Here is a 19,803-nt window from a genome sequence, read left to right as displayed (position 1 = left end):
GCGGCATCGCGCTACAGAGAGACTTCAGCGTCGCTTGAGAGACGCCCGGGCGAGCGGCCGGCGGCGATCGAGCGCTCGGTGGGCCATGAGCTGGAGAAATGCCGGAGAACAGACGTACGTGAAGGAACTCTGCCTCCCGGTCTTGGGCGGCGACTCCAAACGATCCCGGGCGAAGGCTGCGATTCCACTGGAAATCAAACCGGTTGGTCTCTATGTTTTGAGACCTCCGCAGCCCATCTCCGATCTCGTTCAGGGGGAGCGATGACGGCGAGCACGTTTCGGTTCGAAGGTCCGTCGATCGAGCAGACGACGGTGGAAGCCGCTCTGTCACCCTTTCGGGCAGCAGCGCTGCGTCACGGGAATCTGACCACCACGGTCCCCAGGGAACTGGTGCACCGCGCGGCCGTCGCCGAGGTCATGCTCACCGACTGGAAGCGCCTGGCCGACGCACACTTCGCGATGACCGCCCAGTGGCCGCGGGGCCACAGCTTCTTCACCCCCGTGGACGGGGTCCACCACGACCCGCTGATCGCCGCTGAGACGATCCGTCAGATCGGTGCCCTGCTCGCTCACGCCGAGTTCGGCGTTCCCTTCGGCCACCAGTTCCTGCTGGAGGAACTCACTCTCACGGTGCACCCCGAACAGCTGAGGATCGGTCAGACGCCCGCCGCGCTGGACATCGACGTCACCTGCAAGGAGGTCAGGAAGCGCGCAGGCCGGCTGACCGGCCTGGCGTACGAGACGACGGTCCTGCGCGAGGGACGGCCCGCCGCCTCGGGGCGGATCTCCTTCAGCGCCATCGCTCCGGCCGTGTACCGACGGCTGCGTCCGGAGCGCGTCTTCAGCGCCGGGCACCGCCCGATTCCGCTGACGGCTCCGGTGGCGCCGCAGAGCGTGGGGCGCCTTTCGCCCGCTGACGTGGTCCTCTCCCCCACCGGCGACCCGAACCGCTGGCAACTGCGGGTGGACACCCGGCACCCGGTGCTCTTCGACCACCAAGTCGACCATGTGCCGGGCATGGTACTGCTCGAGGCTGCCCGCCAGGCGGCGACCGCAGTGCTGGGCAGATCCTCGATCCTGCCGCTCGGCCTCGAGTGCGAGTTCAAGAAGTACGCGGAGCTGGACCTGCCCTGCCTGATCGACGGCCTGCGCCTGCCCAAGGCCGCACCCGGTGACCCGGACACGGTCCTGGTCACCGGCCACCAGGACGGCGAGCCCGTGTTCAGCACGATGGTGACGGCCGCGCTGGGCGACTGACCGCACGAACGCGGGGTCGCCGCCGGCCGGCCCCGCGGCCTCCTGCCCAGGGGGATCGCCGCGCCGGCGGGCGTGCGGAACGGGGAGGACCCGCACGCCCGCCAGGTCGTACGTCGCAAGCTCCGACTGCTGGCACCAGAAACCGAGCCTCGTGTCGAGGCGGCCGCCCGGTCCCTGACGGTCGCGCGCTCGTACGCCGCCTTGCCTCACCGCACGGTGCGAATGCTCCGTAAGGGCCCTTGCTGGGACGCCCCCGCGGCATGCGGCACGGCGCCGAATGCCGCGAGGTGGTCCTCGGCCCATGTCCGGAAGGACCGGGCCGGGCGGCCGGTCAGTCGGAGAACCGTGTTCTCGACATGGGCCTTGGCTCCCGCGCGCTGCCGTTCCGCGCTGGCCAGCAACGCCTCGGCGACGGCCGCGGGATGACGTTCCCGCAGCAGGGCGCGCGCCCGGTCCAGGGACAGCTCCTCGAAGCGGAGGGGGCTGCCCAGCAGCCGGCCGAGCTGAGCCGTCTGCTCGACCGCGCTGATCGGCTCCGGTCCGGTCAGGGTGTAGATCCGCCCCTCGTGCCCGTCCTCGGTCAGCGCGCACACCGCTGCGGCCGCGACGTCTCGCGGGTCGACGCAGGCGTTGGCCGACGTACCGTACAGACCCCGCACGACCCGCTCGGAGCCGATGGACGTCGCCCAGGACAGCGTGTTGGACATGAAGGAGCGCGGGCGCAGCACAGTCCACTGCATCCCGGAACTCAGCAGCAGGTCCTCGTTCGTGCGGTGCCAGCGGGTGATGAGGTCGTCCGCCCCCACGTCCGCGACCGCGGCTGCGGACACCTTGACCAGGTGCCGCACTCCCGCCGCCCGCGCAGCACGGACGAAACGCGCGTCATCGTCACCGCCGACACGGTTGGTGAGGACGAACGCGCGGCTCACTCCCCGGAGAGCGCGGTCCAGTGAACGTGGATCGGTGTAGTCGCCGGCCACGAGCTCGGTCCTGTGGCCCGTCCTCTCCACCCGCGAGGGATCCCTGGCCATGACACGCACCGCACAATCGGCGGGGAGTTGGCGCACGACCTCCCGTCCGATGGTCCCGGTGGCGCCTGTCACGAGAATCACCGATGTCCTCCCTCTGCTGGAAAGGCCTGGGTGCGCCGCACCAGTCACCTCACCCTTGAGGCTGCGCACGGCACCGGCTGTAAGATACAAACTGGGCGGTTTTTTTCGTGGGGTCGGTCCGAGGCTCCATCCGCCGAAGCGATCTTCAAGAGACGGGAGGACCGCAACGTGGTGAAGCAGGACCGTGCCATCCGTACGCGCAGGACCATCCTCGAGGCAGCGGCGAAAGTCTTCGAGGAACGCGGTTACCAGGCCGCGACCATCGCCGAGATCCTCCACACGGCCGGTGTGACCAAGGGGGCCCTGTACTTCCACTTCGAGTCGAAAGAACAGCTGGCCCAGGGGGTGCTCCATGAGCAGGACCAGCGGTTCGTCATTCCGGACCGTGCCTGCAAGCTGCAGGAGCTCGCGGACGTGGTCCTGCTGCACGCCTACCGCCTGCAGTCGGACCCGATGGTGCGCGCAGGCGTACGCCTGAGCATGGATCAGCACGCGGAGGGCCTCGACCGCAGCGGCCCCTTCCTGCGCTGGAGCGCTGTCTGCCGGGAGATGCTGGAGAAGGCGCAGGCCCAGGGCGAGCTGCTGCCCCACGTCGTGACGTCCGTGACCGCCGACGTCGTGGTGGGCACGTTCGCGGGAGTGCAGTCCATGTCCCAGGCTGTCAGTGAGTACCAGGACCTGCGGCGCAGGACGTCCGAACTGCTGCGTCATCTGTTCCCCAGCATTGCCGTGCCCTCCGTGCTCGCCTCGCTGGACTTGTCCGAGCCGCGGGGCGAAGCGGTCTACGAGGAGATTCAGCGCCTGCTCCAGAGGCAGCCGGCAGCCGCCGTCAGCTGAGCGCCCCCGCGCCCGTCATGGCCAGCCGTTCCACGGACCGGGTCGAACGGCTGCCGAAGTACAGCGCGAGCACGTCTTCCAGGCAGTCTCCGCCCGGGGCGGAGGCCCAGGCGACGTAACCGTCGGGCCGTACCAGCAAGGCGTCGTACGGGACTTCGCAGGCCGGCTCGGCGTGAACCAGCCTCAGGACGTCCGCCCACTCGCGCGCCTGCTCCACGTACCGGCTGCCCTCCTCCCCGAAGAGCAGCACCAGCGGTCTGCCGGTCCGCAGCAGCTCGATCACATCGGTCCGGCCCGCGCTCGTCCTCAGGACCATGTTCTGCAGGAACCTTCCTTCCCATGCGGAAGGCTGCCGGGTACGTCCCGGAAGGACCGTGTCCTGACCGCTGATCAAGTCGCTGAGGTGCCGGCTCTCCCGGTCCGCCGCCACGAGCCCGGCGAACAGGGCGCGCAGGGCGTCGGCTTCGCCTTCCGAGCGCATCAGAGCGAGCTGGGCCTGCGTGGTGCCGATGACACGCTGGGCGGCCGGCCGGCGTTCCGTGTCGTAGGTGTCGAGCAGGTCCTCCCTCGCGAGGCCCTGCACGGCGAGCGCGAGCTTCCAGCCCAGGTTGAGGGCGTCCTGCACACCGGTACTCAGTCCCTGGGCGCCGACCGGGAAGTGCATGTGCGCCGCGTCCCCCGCGAGGAAGATCCTTCCCCAGCGATAGGAACGGACGAGCCGGGCGAAGTCGCTGAACCGGCTGAGCCAGCGCGGCTGCTGGAACGCGATCTCCCTTCCCGCGATCCGGGCGAGTTCACCGCGCAGCTCCTGCGCGGTGGGCGGCAGATGGCGCCCGGGGTGGGCACCGGAGCAGTCGAGGGTCTTGATGTGCGTGCCGGCGCCCGGGATGTCGTGCACGACGATCCAGCCGCGCGGGGTGCGGTGCCAGCCCGGCGGCAGGGCGTCCGCGTCTCCTAACCTGACCAGCCCGGAGATCCCGGACGTGGTGGCCCGGTAGGTCTGTGAGGGAACTCCCGCCAGCTCCCGGACCGTGCTGCGCCCGCCGTCCGCCCCCACCAGGTACGAAGCGGTGCACTCGACACGGCCGTGGGGCCCCTCTGCCGTGACCCGGACACCGTCCTGGTCCTGGGTCAGCTCGGTCACGCGGTGCTCACGCATGACCCGTACGCCGGCGGCCTGCGCCCGCTGCTCGAACAAGCGCTCAAGCTCGGCCTGAGGACGCTTCAGGACGGGGCCGGGCTCCGAGGCGGGGGCGGTGATGGACAGGCCGGGTATTCCGGCGAAGCGGAACGGGGCTTCGGCCTCAGCCTCGGCCGCGCCCGCCCTCGGCACGAGGTCGGTGAAGTATCCCCGCCTGGCGAGTCCTTGCAGGGCCCTGGCATGGAGGACCCTCGCCTTGGGGCGCTCCGAGACGGAGGCCTCCGCCTCCAGCAGGACGGTACGGACTCCGTACTCCCCGAGCTCGGCCGCCACCAGCATGCCGACCGGTCCTCCCCCCACTATCACGACCTGCGCGTGCAGATGACTCTTCACCGTGGGACCTCCCCTTGACCCCGAGAGCGCCGCGGCAGGGTCTGGGACACGGCCGAGGCCCGTCAGGCCTGTGAAGAAAGCACACGATGCACGCCCCTCCCCCTGTCGCAGCGTACGGAAGGCCGAACTCCGGCCTCTGTGAGACCGGGCGGCACGACGCCAGGAAATATACCGAATGGACGGTTCTTTTCAAGGTCGCGTGTCGTCCAGGGCGGAAAGGGCCGTTCCCAGCGGCGAGAGGATGCCCGTCCTCGCAGCTCACAGCTGTTCTGAGGACGTGCGCGCAGACCTGCGGGCTGCCCTGGAAAGACGTGGGGGCACCACGGCCGTGGTGCCCTCTTCGTTCAGATCGGCAGGGTGTTCCCCGGCTCCCGCACGGCCGACGACAACGGACCGCCCTCCGAGCGTTCCGTCTTGCGTCCCTTGCGGCCCGGCGACAGGGTGCGCGGGTCGACGGCCTCCGCGGGCGCCCCGGTGGCGTACAGGCCCTCGGGGTCGGCGTCGCGGTCGTGCGGAAGCAGCCAGAAGACCCGGCGGCGGAAGGTGCCCGACGAACGGGACGGCTTGGCCTGCGGCCCGAGCAACGCATATCCGACCATGCGCCCGTCGCGGTGGTAGGCGGGCTTGCCGCGCCGGGTCGGCAGCCGGTCCAGGCTCTGGCGGACGTAGTCGAGCGCGGCTATGTCCTCCAGCCAGACCAGCTCGGCCTCGTGGAGGATCTCGTCCTCTGCGATGAGGGCGCTCATGCTGTCTCCTCGTCGGCGAGCAGTCCGATACCCGGGTAGTACTTCCGCTGGTTGGACAGGATCATCTCCTTGGGCGAGGCCAGTCCCACCACCTCACGAACCCGCGCCGCGAAGGCCCGGGACGAGACGGCCGGGGCCCCCTCATTCTGGCACCAGGTCTTGTAAGCGGCGTAGAGCTGAGCCTGTTCCGCTCTCAGCGAGGGCTCGAGCCGGCACGACTCGCTCAGGAACCGGCCGGTGTGGTCCTCCGTCTCGGCATAGGCGGTCGTGGCGATCCGGACGCGCTCGGGACCGGTGAGGTCCCTCTGCCCCGCCAGGTAGCGGCGTGCGCCCACGATGAGCCAGTTGAGGATGCCCGGTCCCTCCTCGGTGACGAGGATGTCCGCCAGGTTGTCGATCTTGTGGTCGTCGGACACCACGCGCTCGAACGGGATGAGCCGCATCCGGCGCCAGAACGCGAAGCCGCCCGTGCCGACCTCGGGCCGGTGGTTGCCCAGCAGCCACAGCTTGTGGGTCGGCGCGAAGCTGAAGAAGTCCTGGCGCATCCGGCGGGCCTTGATGCGGTCTCCTCCGGTGAGCAGCTTGACGCGGGCCTCGTCGAAACGGTCGCCGGGTTTGACCTCGCTGCACACGATGACGCGGCGGCCGTGCAGCTCGGCCAGGTCCGTGGGGTGCCCCTCGTACGGACGGGCCATCAGGAACCCGGGCGGCGCCGCGTCGGCGTAGTCGCCCAGGAGCTTCATCAGGACGTCCAGCAGTACAGACTTGCCGTTCTTGCCGGAGCCGAACAGGAACGGCATCACCTGACCGCCGACGTCCCCGGTGATGGAGTAGCCGAGCAGCAGATGCAGGAAACCGATCATCTCCGCGCCCTCGGGCCCGTCGCCGAAGGTGTCGGTGAGGAACCGGTGCCAGCGCGGTGTGGGCATCGGCTCCGGGGCCGCGGTGGTGGACCGGGAGTGGAAGTCCTTGTCCGGATCGGGCGTACGGATCGCCCCGGTGCGCAGGTCGACGATGCCGCCCGGGGTGCACAGCATGTACGGGTCGGCGTCCAGCAGCGCCGCGTTGAGCACCATGCCGGGTGCGGATCTGGCCTGGGTGAGCATTGCGTTCATGCCGCTGGTGCTCAGGGCCCGCCTACGGTGCTGCTGCAGCGCCGACGAGGTGAAGTGCCCGCGTGGGTCGGTGGTGGCGAGAGACTCGGCCAGGTCGCCGGCGGCCCACATCACGGTGTCGTCCTCGTCGATCAGCCAGCGGGTGCTGTCCCACCGGAACCAGCCGAGCCCGGGGACGTGCCGGTAGTCACCGGCGTACAGCTTGACGAACAGCTTGGCGTTGCCGCGGTCGCTGAGGGTGTCCGGCAGCAGCCCGTCGGCGGTCGCCTCAGCCTGCACAGCCGGTTCCTGGCCCGGCGTACCGCGGTCCTGGCCGTTCACACCGTTCGCCCCGGACCGCTGGTCGGGCTGGGCCAGCAGGATCTGGGCGGCCACCGCCTGAGGGTCGAAGAGAGTGTCGCCGTCCCATGGCGTCATGCGCGCCCTCCCAGGTGCAGGGGGCGCAGCGCGCCGGCGTCCAGACCACTGCGGATGATGGCTCCGTAGCGCCGCAGCTGCCCCGGGCGGGCCAACTCGGCCGCCTCCCGCAGCACCCGCTCCGCCTCACCCGCGTCCAACTGCCCGGCGGCCACCAGTCCCCCGGCGGTGTACGAGGCGCGGTTCAGCTTCTCGGAGAAGGCCGCGCCCTCGGGTACGGCGGCACAGGCGGCCACCTCGGCGAGTAACGCGACCAGGACACGGGCGCTGCCGTCCCGGCCTCCCCCGGCGGCCAGGACGGCCTGCCGGGCCCGTGGCGGCACCGGCCGGGGCGCCGGGACGTGTGCGGGCGGCAGATGCCCGGTGCGCTCCAGTTCCCGGGCGAGCCAGTCCGGCAGCAGGGCGGGCTCCCGGACGGCGCCCACGGGTTCGTACGTCCCCGCCTCGGTCACGGTGCCGGGGGCGACGATGTAGCCGCCGTGCGCCCGTACGTCGACCTGCCAGGCCAGGGCTCGGCCGCCCGACCCGGTGGAGCACTGCCAGCGGTGCCCGCGATGGGTCCGGTACCACACGTGCAGGCCTCCGGAGGGGGTGCGCACGCGCAGGGTGGTGTCGTCGTCCGCCGGGCTGGGAGAGCCCCGCAGAGCGGCCAGTACGCCGATGGTGTGGAAGCCGTTGGCCAGTCCCGTCAGGTCGACGCTCGAGGGGATCTCGATGCCGGGCAGCAGCCGGTCCCGCTGCGGCAGCAGGCGTTCGTGCGCGTCGATGTCGAGGACCACCAGACCGGCGGGCCCGCAGGAGATCCCGACGCCCAGGTGCGGGTTGGCGCCCCACCACTGGTCGATGCGGGGTTGGTCCAGGGTGGCGGCGTGGAACCCGTGGCACCAGCGACCGGCCGCGGGGCAGCCGCACCCCCGGTGGGTGTGTCCCGGCACCCGGCAGGCGTCGCAGTTGCCCGCCGGGGTCTTGCGTCCCGGAGCGAGCGGATGGACGGGCCAGCCCCGGCCGGCACACCAGCGCGCGATGGCCAGCGACCGTCCGGCGGGAGCCTGCCGCGGTGCACAGCTGTGAGAGTCCCGCAGCTCAGAGGCCATCCGCACCCCCCGTAAGCGACCCAAGCGACTGAGCGACGAGGACAGACTAGCGAAACGGGTGGGCAGCAAGCGGCCCATGAGATGACAAAGATTCGGTCGTCGAGACCGGTCAGCGACCGAAGCGGAGCGACCGAAGCTTCGTCAGTAGCTTCTCAGTCGCTCCGTAAAACCGCAGGTCACAGAGGCGGAAACCCAAGAACAGCGACTGAAGCGACTCAAGGCCTCTATATATGACGCACACGCGCGCGCACGCACACGCGCGCCAATGGCTTCATATACCCCGACCTTGGGTCGCTTCAGTCGCTGATTCTTCCAAAACCCCACCCTGACCTGCTTCTTCTCTCCAGCGACCGAAAGCGACCCACGCCCCGTTCGGTCGCTCTTCTTCAGTCGCTGCCCGCGTCCAGCCGGTCGGGCCCCAGCGACCGAAGCCCCCGCTGGGCCTCTCGCACTGCCGCCGACAGCGACTCAAGCGACCCTGCAGCAAACATCCAGGACCGCCCGCCCCTCACCAACTGGCGGGCTCACGGCTGTCCCACGCCGGGTCGCTTGGGTCGCTTGGGTCGCTGTCTCCCCGGGACCTGGCGTCACCTCCTGCTCGACTACCCGCAACGGCTGCCGGCGTGGTAGGTTATAGGTCAATCACTAACCAAGGAGTGAAGATGACAGCCAAGGAAGACGACGCCGCCCGCCGCGCCGCTGCCCAGCACGCCCTGGCCGAGCACCTGCGCCTTACCGCCGCAGGACGCGTCGACGAATGGGTGGAGCTGTTCGCCCCGGACGCGGTGCTCGAGTTCCCGTACGCGCCGGCCGGCGTGCCCCAGCGGGTGACGGGGCGAGACGCACTGGTCGCGCACATGAGCAACTTTCCCGAGACCTTCGACGTGGAGTTCGTCGACCTGGTGTTCCATGACACGGTCGATCCGAGTCTGGTGATCGCTGAATTCCGCTCGAAGGGCACGGCGCTGCCGACCGGCAAGCCGTACGAGCAGACGTGCATCTCCGTCGTGCGGACCGATGACGACGCGCGCATCACCCACTACCTGGACTACTGGAACCCGCTGGTGGCGATCGAGGCGCTCACGCCCAACGACGTGCCGTCCGACTCTGACCTCAGCGTGACGTTTGGAGGCTGAGGGAAGCCGTGTTTGACTGACGCCCATGCCTGCCGCCGGTACCAGCACGAAGAGCGACGAACGACGTCGGGCCATCATGGCCGCCGCAGTCGACTGCTTCGCGCAAAAAGGTTTCTACGGTACGACGACGCACGAGATCGCCCAGTGGGTCGGCATCTCTCAGCCGTATCTCTACCGCCTGTACCCGAACAAGGAAGCGCTGTTCGCGGCGGTGGTCGACCACGTGTCCGTCGTCATGACCGAAACGCTGGTCGCGCACTCGCCGGCGTCGGGTGGGGCGGGGCTGGCGCCCGAGGCGGCGTTGGATGCCGCACGCGGCGCCTACGCCGCGCTCGTCGCGGACCGGAACATCCTGCGTTTCCTCATGCACGCGAACTGTGCTGTCGGCGAACCGCTGGTGGCACAGGCCGTGCGCCGGTGCTACGCCAAGCAGGTCGACACCGTCCGGCAACTGCTGGGCGACGACGAGGCCGTGCGGCGCTGGTTCGGCGCGGGCATGCTCGACAACGTGGTCGCCGTGCTGGGTCTGGCCGACATCGACGAGCCGTGGGCGCACGTCCTCACCGCTCGATGACCCGCCACCGGGGGATACGCCCGCGCCGATTGGCCTGCAGTGACCGTCCTAGCTCACCGCCTGCTTCACCAGCGCGGCGATCCGCTCCTCCACCTCCGGCGTCACCTCGGTCAGGGCGAAACCAGCCGCCCACATGGTGCCCTCGTCCAGGTTCGCCTGGTCGCTGAACCCGAGCGTCGCGTAGCGCGCCTTGAACTTCGCCGCACTCTGGAAGAAGCAGACGACCTTGCCGTCCAGTGCGTAGGCGGGCATGCCGTACCACAGCTTCGGCGCGAGCTCCGGGGCGCTGGCGGTGACGACGGCATGGACGCGCTCGGCCATGACCCGGTCCGAGTCCTGCATCTCGGCGATCTTGGCAAGCACGTCCCGCTCCGCCAGCGCCGCCTTGTCCGCACGCGAGCCGCGCCGCGCCGCCGCTTTCTGCTCCTGGGCGTGCTCCTTCATCGCGGCCCGCTCCTCGGCCGTGAACCCTTCGTACGTGTTGCTCTCGGTGCTGCTCATGGTCTCTCCCGTAGGCCGTGGGTTGCAGACCGAGTACAGCATCCACCGAACCCAGAGCCCTTGAGTTCCGCTCGACGCCGACTTGAGCCTGACGGCAGCTGTGGCTGCGATCAGCTGTCCGGGGAGGTTTGTCTGCCCGAAATGCCCATGGGGTAGCGCTCCCGGATCAGGTGGCGCAGACGCTCCCGTACCGCGTCCAACTGGGACGCCCGGCCCGGCATCTCCTCCCGGCCCACCGCCCGATCGAACATCCCCACCAGCATCCACAGCTGGTCCGCGCGCTGCCGCGACACCTGCACCGGAACCCGCCAGCACCCGGCGCCTTCTCCCGCACATCCCACCGGGCCGCATCCCGCGGCGCGATACGGTCCACGACCGCCGCCAACTGCCGCACCGACGACGCCTTGTACTGCTGCTGCGGACTCACGCTGCGGTGTCCTTCTTCCGCTGCTCGTCAGCCCACCGGTCCATCCGCCCCCACCGGCCAAGAGTCTCCGTGTTGATGAGGAGGCAGATCCGGTCGTCGTCGTACGCCCATCGCGCCACGCCGCCGAACTTCTTCAGGTGCAGCAGAGTCCGGCTCGGCTTCGTGTACCCAACTTCCAGGGGTACGGACGCGGGCGCCACCGGGTGCTCGATGATGACGGAGTTCTTGCCGCAGTCGGCGATGAACGGAACCCCGACGGACTTCTCCACCCCGATCGGGTCCCCCCACGACAGGGTGCCGTCGCCTTCCGCGCCGTTCTGCTGCATGTCCAGGTGTGCCCGGAAGGCAGGGTGCGTGCCGCGCAGCTTCGCTGCATTGCCTTCGCGGTCGGCGTCCGGCCCCGGTGTCGCCCCCACGATGATCTGCACCTTGGCGAACTCACCGAGGACCAGACCACCGACGACCCGGCAGTAGCACGCTATCTGCTCCCACGGCCAATAACCCGGCGCGTGCAGCGTCTGCCCGATCCAGGACACGAAGCGCTTGTCGTAGTCTCCCGACTTGAACCGCCGACGCTCAGCGACCATCGCCGCGTGCGCGGCTGGGTCCTCCATGAGTCGTCGAACAACGCGGCCGCCATGTCCTCGTGCACGGTGCTCATGCGGTTCCCCTCCCTGGGCGAAGCAGTCGACAAGATGGTCGGACACCGCGACTGCGGCCGCGGCGTGCTTGGCCTTGCGCGTCCCGCTGCCCCGGCGCCGGATGTAGCGCAGCGTCGTCTCGATCGCGGCTAGTGCTGGTCATGGGCCCCCCGTTTCCTTCGTTCGGCCTCGTTGATCTGGGCCAGTGGGTTGCTGTCGCTGAACGCGTCCGCTTCTTCGATGTAGCCGATCAGGGCTTTGGAGCCGTCCGCCCATCCGCCGTGCCGGCCGATGTCGACGATGTCCACGCCGGCCTCGCGGGCGGAGTTGACGAAGCCGCGGCGCAGTGAATGCGAGCGCCAGCGGCCAGGCTGCCCGGCGCGGGCCATCGCGCGCTCCACGATGTCGGAGGCGGCCTCGGCGGTCATGCGGCCGGTTGGGTCCCCGATGGTCTTCCCCTCGCGCTGCATAGGCGGGGCCAGGTAGCCCCAGCGGTCCATGCGTAGGAACAGCGGGCCCGTGGTGTGGCCTTCCAGTTCAAGGGCGTCGATGAGGTCGTAGGTGGCGCGCACGGGGCACAGCTCCTCGTCCTCGTCGTAGAAGACACCGACGTCCTGCCACTTCTTCAGCTTCCGTCGGTACAGGCGCGCCGTGAAGCCGCGGCCCTCGTCATCTGGTGTGAGGCTCTCGATGTCCAGGTGCACCAGCTCCCCACCGCGGGTGGCACAGGCGTGGCCGAGGAGCATGAGGGCGGCGTCCCGACGGCCGGCCAGCGTGGTTCGGTCCAGGGTGCGCACGGCTCGACGTAGCACGTCCCGCTTTGCCGGGGACGCCTTGTTCGGCCGTGAAGCAGCGTCCTTGGCCAGCGCGAGCCGCTCCCTGTAGCCGGTGACGACCTGCCGGGCCCCCTTTGTCTCAGGTACGGGCAGCTTGCGGTCGCGGTGCACGGTGCGGATGGCGGCGATGACGGAGTCCAACGTGGAGGGGCTGTAGGGCTTGCCCGTCTTCTCGCGCGGGGTGCGGGTCAGGTGGGAGACGTAGGCGGTGACGCTGTCGCCGGCCGCAGGTAGGTGTCTGCGGCCCTCCATGGCACACCACTTGGCGAACTGGGTGAAGTGCAGCTCGTAGGCGTCGCGGGTGGCCTGGGCGATGCCGTCGGCCACGTCCTGCGCGGCTTCGGGTGGCAGCCAAGCGTCCGGGTCGGCATCCGGTACGAGCGGAGTCTGGTGGCGGATGACGGGCAGGTGGCTGTCGCCCGGGACGAGCTCGGCGTCGACCACTTCGTCTGGTTCGTCTTCGGTGCTCACGAACGCTTCCATCCCCTGATCGTCTGGCTCTACCTATGGAAGATTAACTGGAGTCAGATGCTCAATTCCCGCCGACGCACCCAATCCACGACGAGAGTTGTTCGAGCCGTTCGATTCTTCGTCAGGAGCCGTTTTGCGCTGACGGCCCGTTCGTCGCGAGGAGGCGGTAGCGCTCAGAATCGCAGGACCGGTCTGCCGGAATCAGGGTGATCGTCAGAATCCCGGTGACGGCGCGGCCTTCCTCATCGGACGCACTCGGATGCCTGCGAGATGAACACGTTGAGGCTCGCTCGTGCTTCCGCCGTCCGTGCCCGCAGTTCGTCACGGTCCGACGCTCGATGTAGAGAGCTGATCAGTTCCGTCGTGCGCTCTGCCTGCATGTGCAGCTTGTCTTCGGGGAAGAGAAGGCGCAGTTGATGAGTGGACTGCACGGCCAGGCCGCGGAGCCTGTACGCCTCTGCTCGGGCTGCGACATGCTCCGGGCCCCCGGGGTTCTCATGCTTCCGGTGCCACCAGTCGTGCTGGCTTCGCAGAAACTCGTTCGCGGCACCGGTGAAGGCCAGCACCGCAGTGCGACGGTCACTTCGGTCCGCAACACGCCTCTGGAACTGGTACCCAAGCAGAGCCCCGAGGAGTGTGCCGACCACCGCGATGAGGGTCGTAAGTACCTGAGCCACGAGGGAAGTTCATCACGCACAGCCCCGAGCCGTATGCGCTTCCCCCAGAGCGATCCTGTCGCTGTGCGCGGTCCTAAGCCTCGGCAGCTTGCGCGGCGTTCCGCTGCTCGCGCTCCTCGCGGCTCTTCTTGAGTCGAAGCATCTTCGCCGGCGCCTGGTAGACCTCCTGCAGGATCTCGTCCATCAGCCCGATGATGGCTTCCGCATCTTCGGGCGGCATGGGCTCGTCCGCGAGGTCGCCGTGCGCAATCTCGTTTCCGCCCTCACGGATCTCGTGAGCCAACTGCCGAGTGAACTCCCGGATGAGGTTTCGCTCCCCCAGCTCGTTGATCTTTGAGGCAAGGGAACCTCGTACGATGCCATGGTCCTTCGCGGTCGCCTCGACAACCGCTCGAGCGAGAGCAACTGCCCCTCGATAGGCCTGAATCGACAAGCAGGCGTGTGCCTCGCTGGCCGCGCTCGCGATCTGGTCTGGTACGTCCGGGAACGCCGGCCTGGACACCGACTGGGGTGTCCAGGTGAGGTGGACCTGCTGCATCCTCGTCTTAAGTTCCTGCATCCCCGGGTAACCCGCGAAGTGCAGCCGCGCCTGGCCTATCGAAAGCCGAGCGCATGTCTCGCTGTCGCATCGGAAGGCTGCCGCGTAGAGGTCACCGCGCTCGGGCCCCAGTTGGTAGGACTCCGGAATCTCGAACACTTCCCCGACGAGGGTCATATGGGTGAGTCGGCCACACCAGCCGCATGTCGTGCTTGCCATATCGGCCTCCCCTGCAGGGACTACCGCGCGAAACAGAGCCCCCCGGCCCTCGGCAGTCCGAATGCCGACAACCGTATCTGCCGCCACTGACAACGCAGGGCACCGCCCGGCCTACGCCTCCCCGTCGTGGCGACAGGCGTGGCTCCGGCGGGCGGTTCTCTCGCAGCCGCTCCGGGTCGTAAACCGGGCGGCAGGACGTTCGGGCACGGCAGCCGTCAGTCCGCGTGCTTCAGAGCGGTGCGGTGGAAGTGCTGCCACGATCGGGACGCTGTCGGGCCGCGCTGCCCCTGGTAGTGGGAGCCGCGGATCGTGCTGCCGTACGGATGTTCCGCCGGGCTCGTCAGATGGAAGACGCACAGCTGCCCGATCTTCATGCCCGGCCACAGTTTGATCGGCAGCGTCGCCATGTTCGACAGCTCCAGCGTCACGTGCCCCTCGAAGCCGGGGTCGATGAACCCGGCGGTGGAGTGCGTGACCAGCCGGAGCCGGCCGAGCGAGCTCTTGCCCTCCAGTCGGGCGGCCAGGTCTTCGGGGAGCCGGATCTCCTCGTACGTGGAGGCGAGGACAAACTCCCCGGGGTGCAGCACGAACGGCTCGTCGCCCTCCGGCTCCACCAGGCGGGTCAGCTCCGGCTGCTCGAGGGCCGGGTTGATGTGCGTGTACCGGTGGTTCTCGAACACCAGGAAGCGGCGGTCGAGGCGGACGTCGATGCTCGCGGGCTGAAGCATGGCCTCGTCGTACGGGCTGATGCCGAGCCCGCCCGTGGCTATCGCGGCCTGGAGGTCTTGGTCGGAGAGGAGCACCCAGCGAGCGAACGGGCATCCCAGGCTTGGCCTTCGCCTTGCCGCAGGCCGGTGGGCCCACGGGCCGTGGAGGCGACGTCGGGTCAGCCGCCGTCGAAGCCGCGAAAAGTGCCCGATGCGTCCACAGCATCGGCGAACTCGGCGAAGTCCATGTTGGCAATCGTCAGATTGGCGGAGATGTCGGCGTACCAATGAGGTGGAACCCGAAAAGTCCGGCCGGGTTCGTCATAGAGGTCGACGGCCAAGAGGGGATGTTCCTCATCCGTCATGGTGATCGTGTCCGCGACGAACAGGTAGCAGAGCTTGTCATCGTCGTCAGCGGCTGCATCTGCGTCGACCAGCGCTTGAACGCTTACGCCGCTGAACGAACGATCGCTGACATACGTCGCGTGACGGTACTCATCAGAGCCGTCGATCGCCGCTCGCACCCCCTCCCACGCCGCGTCGCTACTGAAGTCGGTACGCAAGACGAGCGAGGTCAGATCCTCGGGTTCGGGCAAGGCCATGCAGACGATCTTCCCACCTGACCGGCCATGCCCAACACGTAAAGGTCTGGGCCCCTACGTCCTGCCAGTGTTCCGCCGCCACCATGACGAGAGCCAGCCGTTACTCACCGTGTCCGCTGCATCATGGCAGAAGAATACGAGGTACTGAGGTGCCGTCACCGCGGCGTGCGCGAAAGGGCGTTCATGACGGCAGCGACCGAGGCGACCGAACCGGACGACATCGTCGACGCCGAGCTGGTCGACGATGACGCACAAGTGCGGTTCCTTCCCGCGGCCGCTACCGGGGCCGGTGCCGGGGCCGGTGGCGCGCAGGCGTACCGCATCACCCGCGACACCGTGCTCGTCGAAGGGGAGTTGCCACCGCGCGGCGCCGAACAACCCGCTTTCACCGAGCGGGACTTCACGGTCCCACGGTCGGCCAAGCGACGGGCCGAGAACCGCGGCGCGCGCAACACCCGGGTCAACCGGGACACCACGCGGGCCCGCTTCGCGGAATGGTGTGCGAAGGAGGGGCGGGTGGCCTGGCCCTCCACCACCACGGCGACGTCGTCGCCTACTTCGACCACCTGATGGAGACGGGCAAGGACAAGGAAGGCACCCAGTACAGCCCCGACACCCTGCTCGCCTACCTCTCCCGCATCGTCACCTGGTACCCCAAGGGTGAGCGGCCCGACTCCTCCTTGGTCCGCGACATGATCGAGGAGTACCGGCTGGAGGAGTACATCCCGGCCGGAGGCGAGCGAGAGCAGGCGGCCGGCCTCACCCTGAACTACCTCCTGCAGGTGCTCGCCAGGATCGACGAATCCACCCGCATCGGCCGCCGGGACGCCGCCCTGCTCGTCATCGCCTACGGGAAGCTCGCCCGTGGCATCGAGGTCGCCGACCTGCTGGTCAAGAACGTCCGCGTGACCGACAACGGCGTATGGGTCTTCACCGCCAAGTCCAAGACCCGCCGCAAAGGCAAGGGAAAGTGGCGGTTCATCCGCGACCGCCAGGACCTGCAGACCGTCCGCCGCGCCCGCGCCTGGCTCGCCGACCTGCGCGAACTCGGCGCCGACAACCCCAGCCTTCCCCTCTTCCGGGCACTGACGGTCAAGGGCGGCCTCAAGGGCCGCGGCAACGCCACGGTGCGCGGCCTGCACCTGTCCGGCCGGGCCATCAACGAGATCGTGAAGAAGCGCGCGGCCGCCGCCGGGGTTGAGTACATCAACGGCCTGAAGGTCACCAGCCATTCGCTTCGGGCCGGGCCGAACACCGACATGAAACGCGCGAAGGTGTCCCTGTCGGAACGCAATGCAGCCGGCGACTGGGGCGAGCGCTCCACCCTGGCCGACACCGACTACGACCGGCCCGACGACACCGTGGACGTCACGGACAAGGATCCGCTGGACGCCGTCCCGCTCTTCGGCCGATTCGATGACGATCCCGGAGAGCCATAAAAGCGCAGTTCAGGTGCCTATTCCGGCAAGGCGTATGCGTGGGTGCATACGTTGGTGCATAATCTGTGCATGGCAGACACCAGCGTACGGATCGACACCAGCACGCGAGACCGCCTCAAGGCACTCGCCGCCGCACGCGGCCAGAGCCTCGCCGCGTACCTCGACGACCTGTCCAAGCAGGAAGAGCACCAGGCGCAGCTCGCACGAGCGACCGCTGCGTTCAACCGGGTGCTCGACGAGCCCGGCATCTTCGAGGCCTTCGACGAGGCTTTCGGCGGCGTGCCAGAGTCGAGCGCCGATAGCCACAGCGCCACTCGCCGGGCGGCCTGACTTGGAACTGCGCATCGACATCCGGTGGCTGCTCGACCGGCAAGAGCGCGTCCTCGGCAAGGAACTGGAGGTCCGGGACTACTCAGGGCTTGTCGCTGCCATCGCCCGCCATCGGGTGAACACGCCCCATCTCGACGTGGGCGAACCAGACGCGTACTGGAGGGCGGCCGCGCTGCTCGACACCATCGTGCTGCAGCGACCGCTGCCCGCCCGGAACGAACTGTACGGGCGCGCAGTCGCCGAGGCGTATCTCGAAGTGTCCGGCGAAACACTCGCCGCGAGTCAGCAGGAATGGATCCAGCTGATCCAGGACATCAGGGCTCTGCGGCTCACCGCCTACGACATCGCCGACCGGCTCCGCTCCTGGCGCCAGATCTAACGCGCAGCGCTGCTCAGACCGAGGTCTGAGCAGCGTGCCACTCACGGTCGAGCATGGCGTGCACGACAGAGTCACGCCACTGGCTGGCCTTGTAGGGCGGCGCAGTCGATTGCGGTGGCGGCCGTGGCGGCCCGTCAGACGAGGCTCGGTCGGCTCCGGCTCGTGCTGCGGAGCGGGGTGCCCAGAGCCGAGAGCAGGTAGCTGGCCGCGTCGGCCGCCACCACCGGCACGGCCCTCGGGCTGCTGCTCGGGTTCGCGCCCCGGCTCCCCCCTGTCCATTGCCGGCGATTAGCCGCGCACGTGCAGCCCGAAACCCGTGCGGCCCGCGGGCTCCAGTCCCTCCTTCAGGTGCAGCGAGGGGATCTCGTAGTCGCCGAAGTTCTGCCGCCGGAACGCGATCGGCTCGGTCGACTCCAGGGTGAGCAGGCGCTGCTCCCAGGCCTTGGCGACGTCCGGGTAGTCCTCGTCGGTCATCCGGTCGGCGCCGTACAGCACGAACGGCGGCAGCACCTCGATGCCCGGGTAGTAGAGGATGCCGTGGTGGATCGGGAACAGCAGATCGTCGATGGGGCCGTTGATCCCGCGAGCGGCGTAATGCGACTCCGGGCCGCCGGCGGTCACCGACAGCAGAGCCTTCCTGCCCGCGAGGGTTCCTTCGCCGAAGCGCTCGCCGTATTTGGTGTCGCTGTGCTCGCCGACGCCGTACGCGAAGTGGTAGGTGAACACCCGGTCCACCCAACCTTTGAGGATCGCGGGCATCGTGTACCACCACAGCGGGAACTGGAAGATGATCGTGTCGGCCCACAGCAGCTTCTCCTGCTCGGCGAGGACATCCGGGGTGAGCGTCCCGGCGTCGAAGGCCCGGCCCGAGTCCAGGGCGACCTTCAGCGGACGTGAGGCGTTGGCGCCGTAGTCCGCCGAGTCCACGACCGCCTTCCAGTTCATCGCGTACAGATCGCTCACCCGTACCTCGTGCCCGGCAGTCTCCAATGTGGACACCGCGAGATCCTTCAGTGAGCCGTTGAGCGACTCCGGCTCCGGGTGGGCGTAGACGATCAGCGTCTTCATGGGAACTCCTTCGGATCGGATGCCTTCGATCCTGGACGCCGCGGCGCCCGGCATTCAGGGACGCTTCGTCCATCGGACGGGACTTCCTGGTAATGGCAGGACCACCTTCACGGGCACCGCCGAGGCCATACTGGGGACATGGACGATCTTGCGGGCTTCCTGCGGACCCGGCGTTCCCGGGTCGACCCGGCGGCCGTCGGCATCCCCACCGACAGCCGCCGCCGGGTCGAAGGGCTGCGCCGCGAAGAGGTCGCGCATCTGTCCGGGGTCAGCGTCGACTACTACGTACGCCTGGAACAGGGCCGCGCGACCCAGCCCTCCGAGCAGGTCCTCGACGCGCTTGCCCGCGTCCTCGGCCTCGACGAGACCGAACGCGGGCACCTCTACCGGCTCGCCTGGCAGCGCCGCCGTCACGCGAAGGCGCCAGGCGGCCGGGTCCGGCCGGAGCTGCTGCGCGTCCTCGACCTGGTCGCCGGCGCACCCGCGCTGATCATGAACCACCGCCTGGACGTGCTCGCCGGGAACCGCCTGGCTGGGCTCCTCTACGGCCGGCCGATGCCGGGCCTGAACACCGCCCGGCACATCTTCCTCGAGGAGGCCGAGCGCGGCCTGTACGCGGACTGGGAGAAGTGCACCCTCGACGTGGTCGGGCACCTGCGCCTGGCCGCCGGCAAATACCCCGAGGACCCCCGCCTGGCCTCGCTCATCGGCGAGATGGCGATGGGCAGCGAGCGCTTCCGCCGCCTCTGGGCCCGCGCGGACGTGCGCGCCCGCACCCATGGACGCAAGGCGTACCGCCACCCGCTGGTCGGACTTCTTGAACTGCACCAGGAGAACTTCGCACTACCGGACGAATCAGGCATGGAGCTACTGGTGCTGTCCGCGGCCCCCGGAAGCCCCGCCGAGGACGGGCTGCGCCTGCTCGCGGGCCTGGACGCGGCCAGCGGTGACGCGCATCCCACGGTGAACGCTCAGGTCCACGAGTAACTCAACGACGCTCATCGACAAGCACACCAGCCGTCTCGTCATCGCCTACGCATAATGCACTAACACGCCAAACGCCCTCCACGCATCGCATTTGTCACGCTCCGCCTGGTCGCTGAACGTCCCCAGAAGCGACCAAGCGCGCTGCCTTTCCGCTGGCCC

The 19,803-nt window shown here is 69.0% G+C and carries 22 protein-coding genes; 9 read left to right on the top strand and 13 right to left on the bottom strand.

The features are described 5' to 3' along the window. The first annotated feature begins 261 nt into the window (after positions 1 to 261). Positions 262 to 1,257 carry a ScbA/BarX family gamma-butyrolactone biosynthesis protein gene (locus STSP_RS28060; RefSeq protein WP_067283598.1) on the top strand — a complete coding sequence of 332 codons (996 nt, stop codon included), beginning with the start codon at positions 262 to 264 and terminating at the stop codon, positions 1,255 to 1,257. A 206-nt stretch (positions 1,258 to 1,463) separates the two neighbouring features. Here STSP_RS28060 and STSP_RS28055 read toward each other — a convergent pair whose 3' ends face one another. After that, the gene (locus STSP_RS28055) at positions 1,464 to 2,369 is read right to left on the bottom strand and encodes an NAD(P)H-binding protein (RefSeq protein ID WP_067283596.1); all 906 of its coding nucleotides are present in this window, start codon (positions 2,367 to 2,369) and stop codon (positions 1,464 to 1,466) included. 168 nt (positions 2,370 to 2,537) lie between these two features. On the opposite strand from STSP_RS28055, the gene STSP_RS28050 reads away from it, so the two are divergent. After that, the gene (locus STSP_RS28050; RefSeq protein WP_067283594.1) at positions 2,538 to 3,206 is read left to right on the top strand and encodes a ScbR family autoregulator-binding transcription factor; all 669 of its coding nucleotides are present in this window, start codon (positions 2,538 to 2,540) and stop codon (positions 3,204 to 3,206) included. Here STSP_RS28050 and STSP_RS28045 read toward each other — a convergent pair. The 4 genes from STSP_RS28045 to STSP_RS28030 all read right to left on the bottom strand — a co-directional run bounded on the left by STSP_RS28045 (position 3,199) and on the right by STSP_RS28030 (position 8,112). Continuing rightward, complete coding sequence (locus STSP_RS28045; RefSeq protein ID WP_067283593.1) at positions 3,199 to 4,740, bottom strand: FAD-dependent monooxygenase; 1,542 nt, start codon at positions 4,738 to 4,740, stop codon at positions 3,199 to 3,201. The two genes, STSP_RS28050 and STSP_RS28045, sit on opposite strands and share 8 nt — an antisense overlap. Positions 4,741 to 5,084: 344 nt before the next feature. After that, positions 5,085 to 5,486 (bottom strand): DUF6009 family protein, encoded by a 402-nt coding sequence (locus STSP_RS28040; RefSeq protein ID WP_067283591.1) that lies wholly within the window; start codon positions 5,484 to 5,486, stop codon positions 5,085 to 5,087. After that, the gene (locus STSP_RS28035) at positions 5,483 to 7,018 is read right to left on the bottom strand and encodes a DNA primase family protein (RefSeq protein WP_067283589.1); all 1,536 of its coding nucleotides are present in this window, start codon (positions 7,016 to 7,018) and stop codon (positions 5,483 to 5,485) included. Before STSP_RS28035 ends, STSP_RS28040 begins: the two co-directional genes overlap by 4 nt. After that, on the bottom strand, positions 7,015 to 8,112 hold the full coding sequence (locus tag STSP_RS28030; protein WP_078067566.1) for a bifunctional DNA primase/polymerase: 1,098 nt from the start codon (positions 8,110 to 8,112) through the stop codon (positions 7,015 to 7,017). Before STSP_RS28030 ends, STSP_RS28035 begins: the two co-directional genes overlap by 4 nt. Before the next feature lie 662 nt (positions 8,113 to 8,774). Here STSP_RS28030 and STSP_RS28025 point away from each other — a divergent pair. Together STSP_RS28025 and STSP_RS28020 are read left to right on the top strand one after the other, a co-directional pair. Next, positions 8,775 to 9,248 carry a nuclear transport factor 2 family protein gene (locus STSP_RS28025; RefSeq protein ID WP_067283587.1) on the top strand — a complete coding sequence of 158 codons (474 nt, stop codon included), beginning with the start codon at positions 8,775 to 8,777 and terminating at the stop codon, positions 9,246 to 9,248. A gap of 76 nt (positions 9,249 to 9,324) precedes the next feature. Further along, on the top strand, positions 9,325 to 9,822 hold the full coding sequence (locus tag STSP_RS28020; protein WP_232789821.1) for a TetR/AcrR family transcriptional regulator: 498 nt from the start codon (positions 9,325 to 9,327) through the stop codon (positions 9,820 to 9,822). A gap of 48 nt (positions 9,823 to 9,870) precedes the next feature. On the opposite strand, the gene STSP_RS28015 is transcribed toward STSP_RS28020, so the two are convergent. The 7 genes from STSP_RS28015 to STSP_RS27980 all read right to left on the bottom strand — a co-directional run bounded on the left by STSP_RS28015 (position 9,871) and on the right by STSP_RS27980 (position 15,441). Further along, complete coding sequence (locus tag STSP_RS28015) at positions 9,871 to 10,323, bottom strand: iron chaperone (protein ID WP_067283584.1); 453 nt, start codon at positions 10,321 to 10,323, stop codon at positions 9,871 to 9,873. Between the two features lie 110 nt (positions 10,324 to 10,433). After that, positions 10,434 to 10,616 (bottom strand): hypothetical protein, encoded by a 183-nt coding sequence (locus STSP_RS28010; RefSeq protein ID WP_157902915.1) that lies wholly within the window; start codon positions 10,614 to 10,616, stop codon positions 10,434 to 10,436. A 130-nt stretch (positions 10,617 to 10,746) separates the two neighbouring features. Next, positions 10,747 to 11,364 (bottom strand): hypothetical protein, encoded by a 618-nt coding sequence (locus tag STSP_RS28005; protein WP_067283580.1) that lies wholly within the window; start codon positions 11,362 to 11,364, stop codon positions 10,747 to 10,749. Between the two features lie 176 nt (positions 11,365 to 11,540). After that, complete coding sequence (locus tag STSP_RS28000; protein WP_157902914.1) at positions 11,541 to 12,698, bottom strand: tyrosine-type recombinase/integrase; 1,158 nt, start codon at positions 12,696 to 12,698, stop codon at positions 11,541 to 11,543. A gap of 750 nt (positions 12,699 to 13,448) precedes the next feature. Continuing rightward, positions 13,449 to 14,132, bottom strand: coding sequence for a DUF4145 domain-containing protein (locus STSP_RS27990; protein WP_078067564.1), 684 nt, complete (start codon positions 14,130 to 14,132; stop codon positions 13,449 to 13,451). Between the two features lie 215 nt (positions 14,133 to 14,347). After that, positions 14,348 to 14,935 carry a dCTP deaminase gene (gene dcd / locus STSP_RS27985; RefSeq protein ID WP_067283577.1) on the bottom strand — a complete coding sequence of 196 codons (588 nt, stop codon included), beginning with the start codon at positions 14,933 to 14,935 and terminating at the stop codon, positions 14,348 to 14,350. An 83-nt stretch (positions 14,936 to 15,018) separates the two neighbouring features. Further along, positions 15,019 to 15,441, bottom strand: a complete 423-nt coding sequence (locus tag STSP_RS27980; RefSeq protein ID WP_067283576.1) for a DUF6924 domain-containing protein — start codon at positions 15,439 to 15,441, stop codon at positions 15,019 to 15,021. Positions 15,442 to 15,624: 183 nt separating this feature from the next. Between STSP_RS27980 and STSP_RS40445 the strand changes: the two genes are divergently transcribed. From STSP_RS40445 to STSP_RS27965, 4 genes are all read left to right on the top strand, one after another. Then, on the top strand, positions 15,625 to 16,011 hold the full coding sequence (locus STSP_RS40445) for a hypothetical protein (RefSeq protein ID WP_232789820.1): 387 nt from the start codon (positions 15,625 to 15,627) through the stop codon (positions 16,009 to 16,011). Beyond that, positions 15,936 to 16,880 (top strand): tyrosine-type recombinase/integrase, encoded by a 945-nt coding sequence (locus STSP_RS27975; RefSeq protein ID WP_232789819.1) that lies wholly within the window; start codon positions 15,936 to 15,938, stop codon positions 16,878 to 16,880. Before STSP_RS40445 ends, STSP_RS27975 begins: the two co-directional genes overlap by 76 nt. 69 nt (positions 16,881 to 16,949) lie before the next feature. Continuing rightward, positions 16,950 to 17,210 (top strand): antitoxin MazE7, encoded by a 261-nt coding sequence (locus STSP_RS27970; protein ID WP_067283574.1) that lies wholly within the window; start codon positions 16,950 to 16,952, stop codon positions 17,208 to 17,210. A 1-nt stretch (position 17,211) separates the two neighbouring features. Continuing rightward, positions 17,212 to 17,589 carry a toxin Doc gene (locus STSP_RS27965; protein ID WP_067283573.1) on the top strand — a complete coding sequence of 126 codons (378 nt, stop codon included), beginning with the start codon at positions 17,212 to 17,214 and terminating at the stop codon, positions 17,587 to 17,589. 288 nt (positions 17,590 to 17,877) lie between these two features. Here STSP_RS27965 and STSP_RS27960 read toward each other — a convergent pair whose 3' ends face one another. Further along, positions 17,878 to 18,657, bottom strand: coding sequence for an NAD(P)H-dependent oxidoreductase (locus tag STSP_RS27960; RefSeq protein WP_067283572.1), 780 nt, complete (start codon positions 18,655 to 18,657; stop codon positions 17,878 to 17,880). A 138-nt stretch (positions 18,658 to 18,795) separates the two neighbouring features. On the opposite strand from STSP_RS27960, the gene STSP_RS27955 reads away from it, so the two are divergent. After that, positions 18,796 to 19,644 (top strand): helix-turn-helix transcriptional regulator, encoded by an 849-nt coding sequence (locus STSP_RS27955; RefSeq protein WP_067283571.1) that lies wholly within the window; start codon positions 18,796 to 18,798, stop codon positions 19,642 to 19,644. Positions 19,645 to 19,803: the final 159 nt, after the last annotated feature.

Origin of the sequence: Streptomyces jeddahensis, assembly GCF_001642995.1 — a bacterium.
GTDB classification, from domain to species: Bacteria; Actinomycetota; Actinomycetes; order Streptomycetales; family Streptomycetaceae; genus Streptomyces; species Streptomyces jeddahensis.
This window is presented reverse-complemented; position numbering and strand designations above follow the sequence as displayed.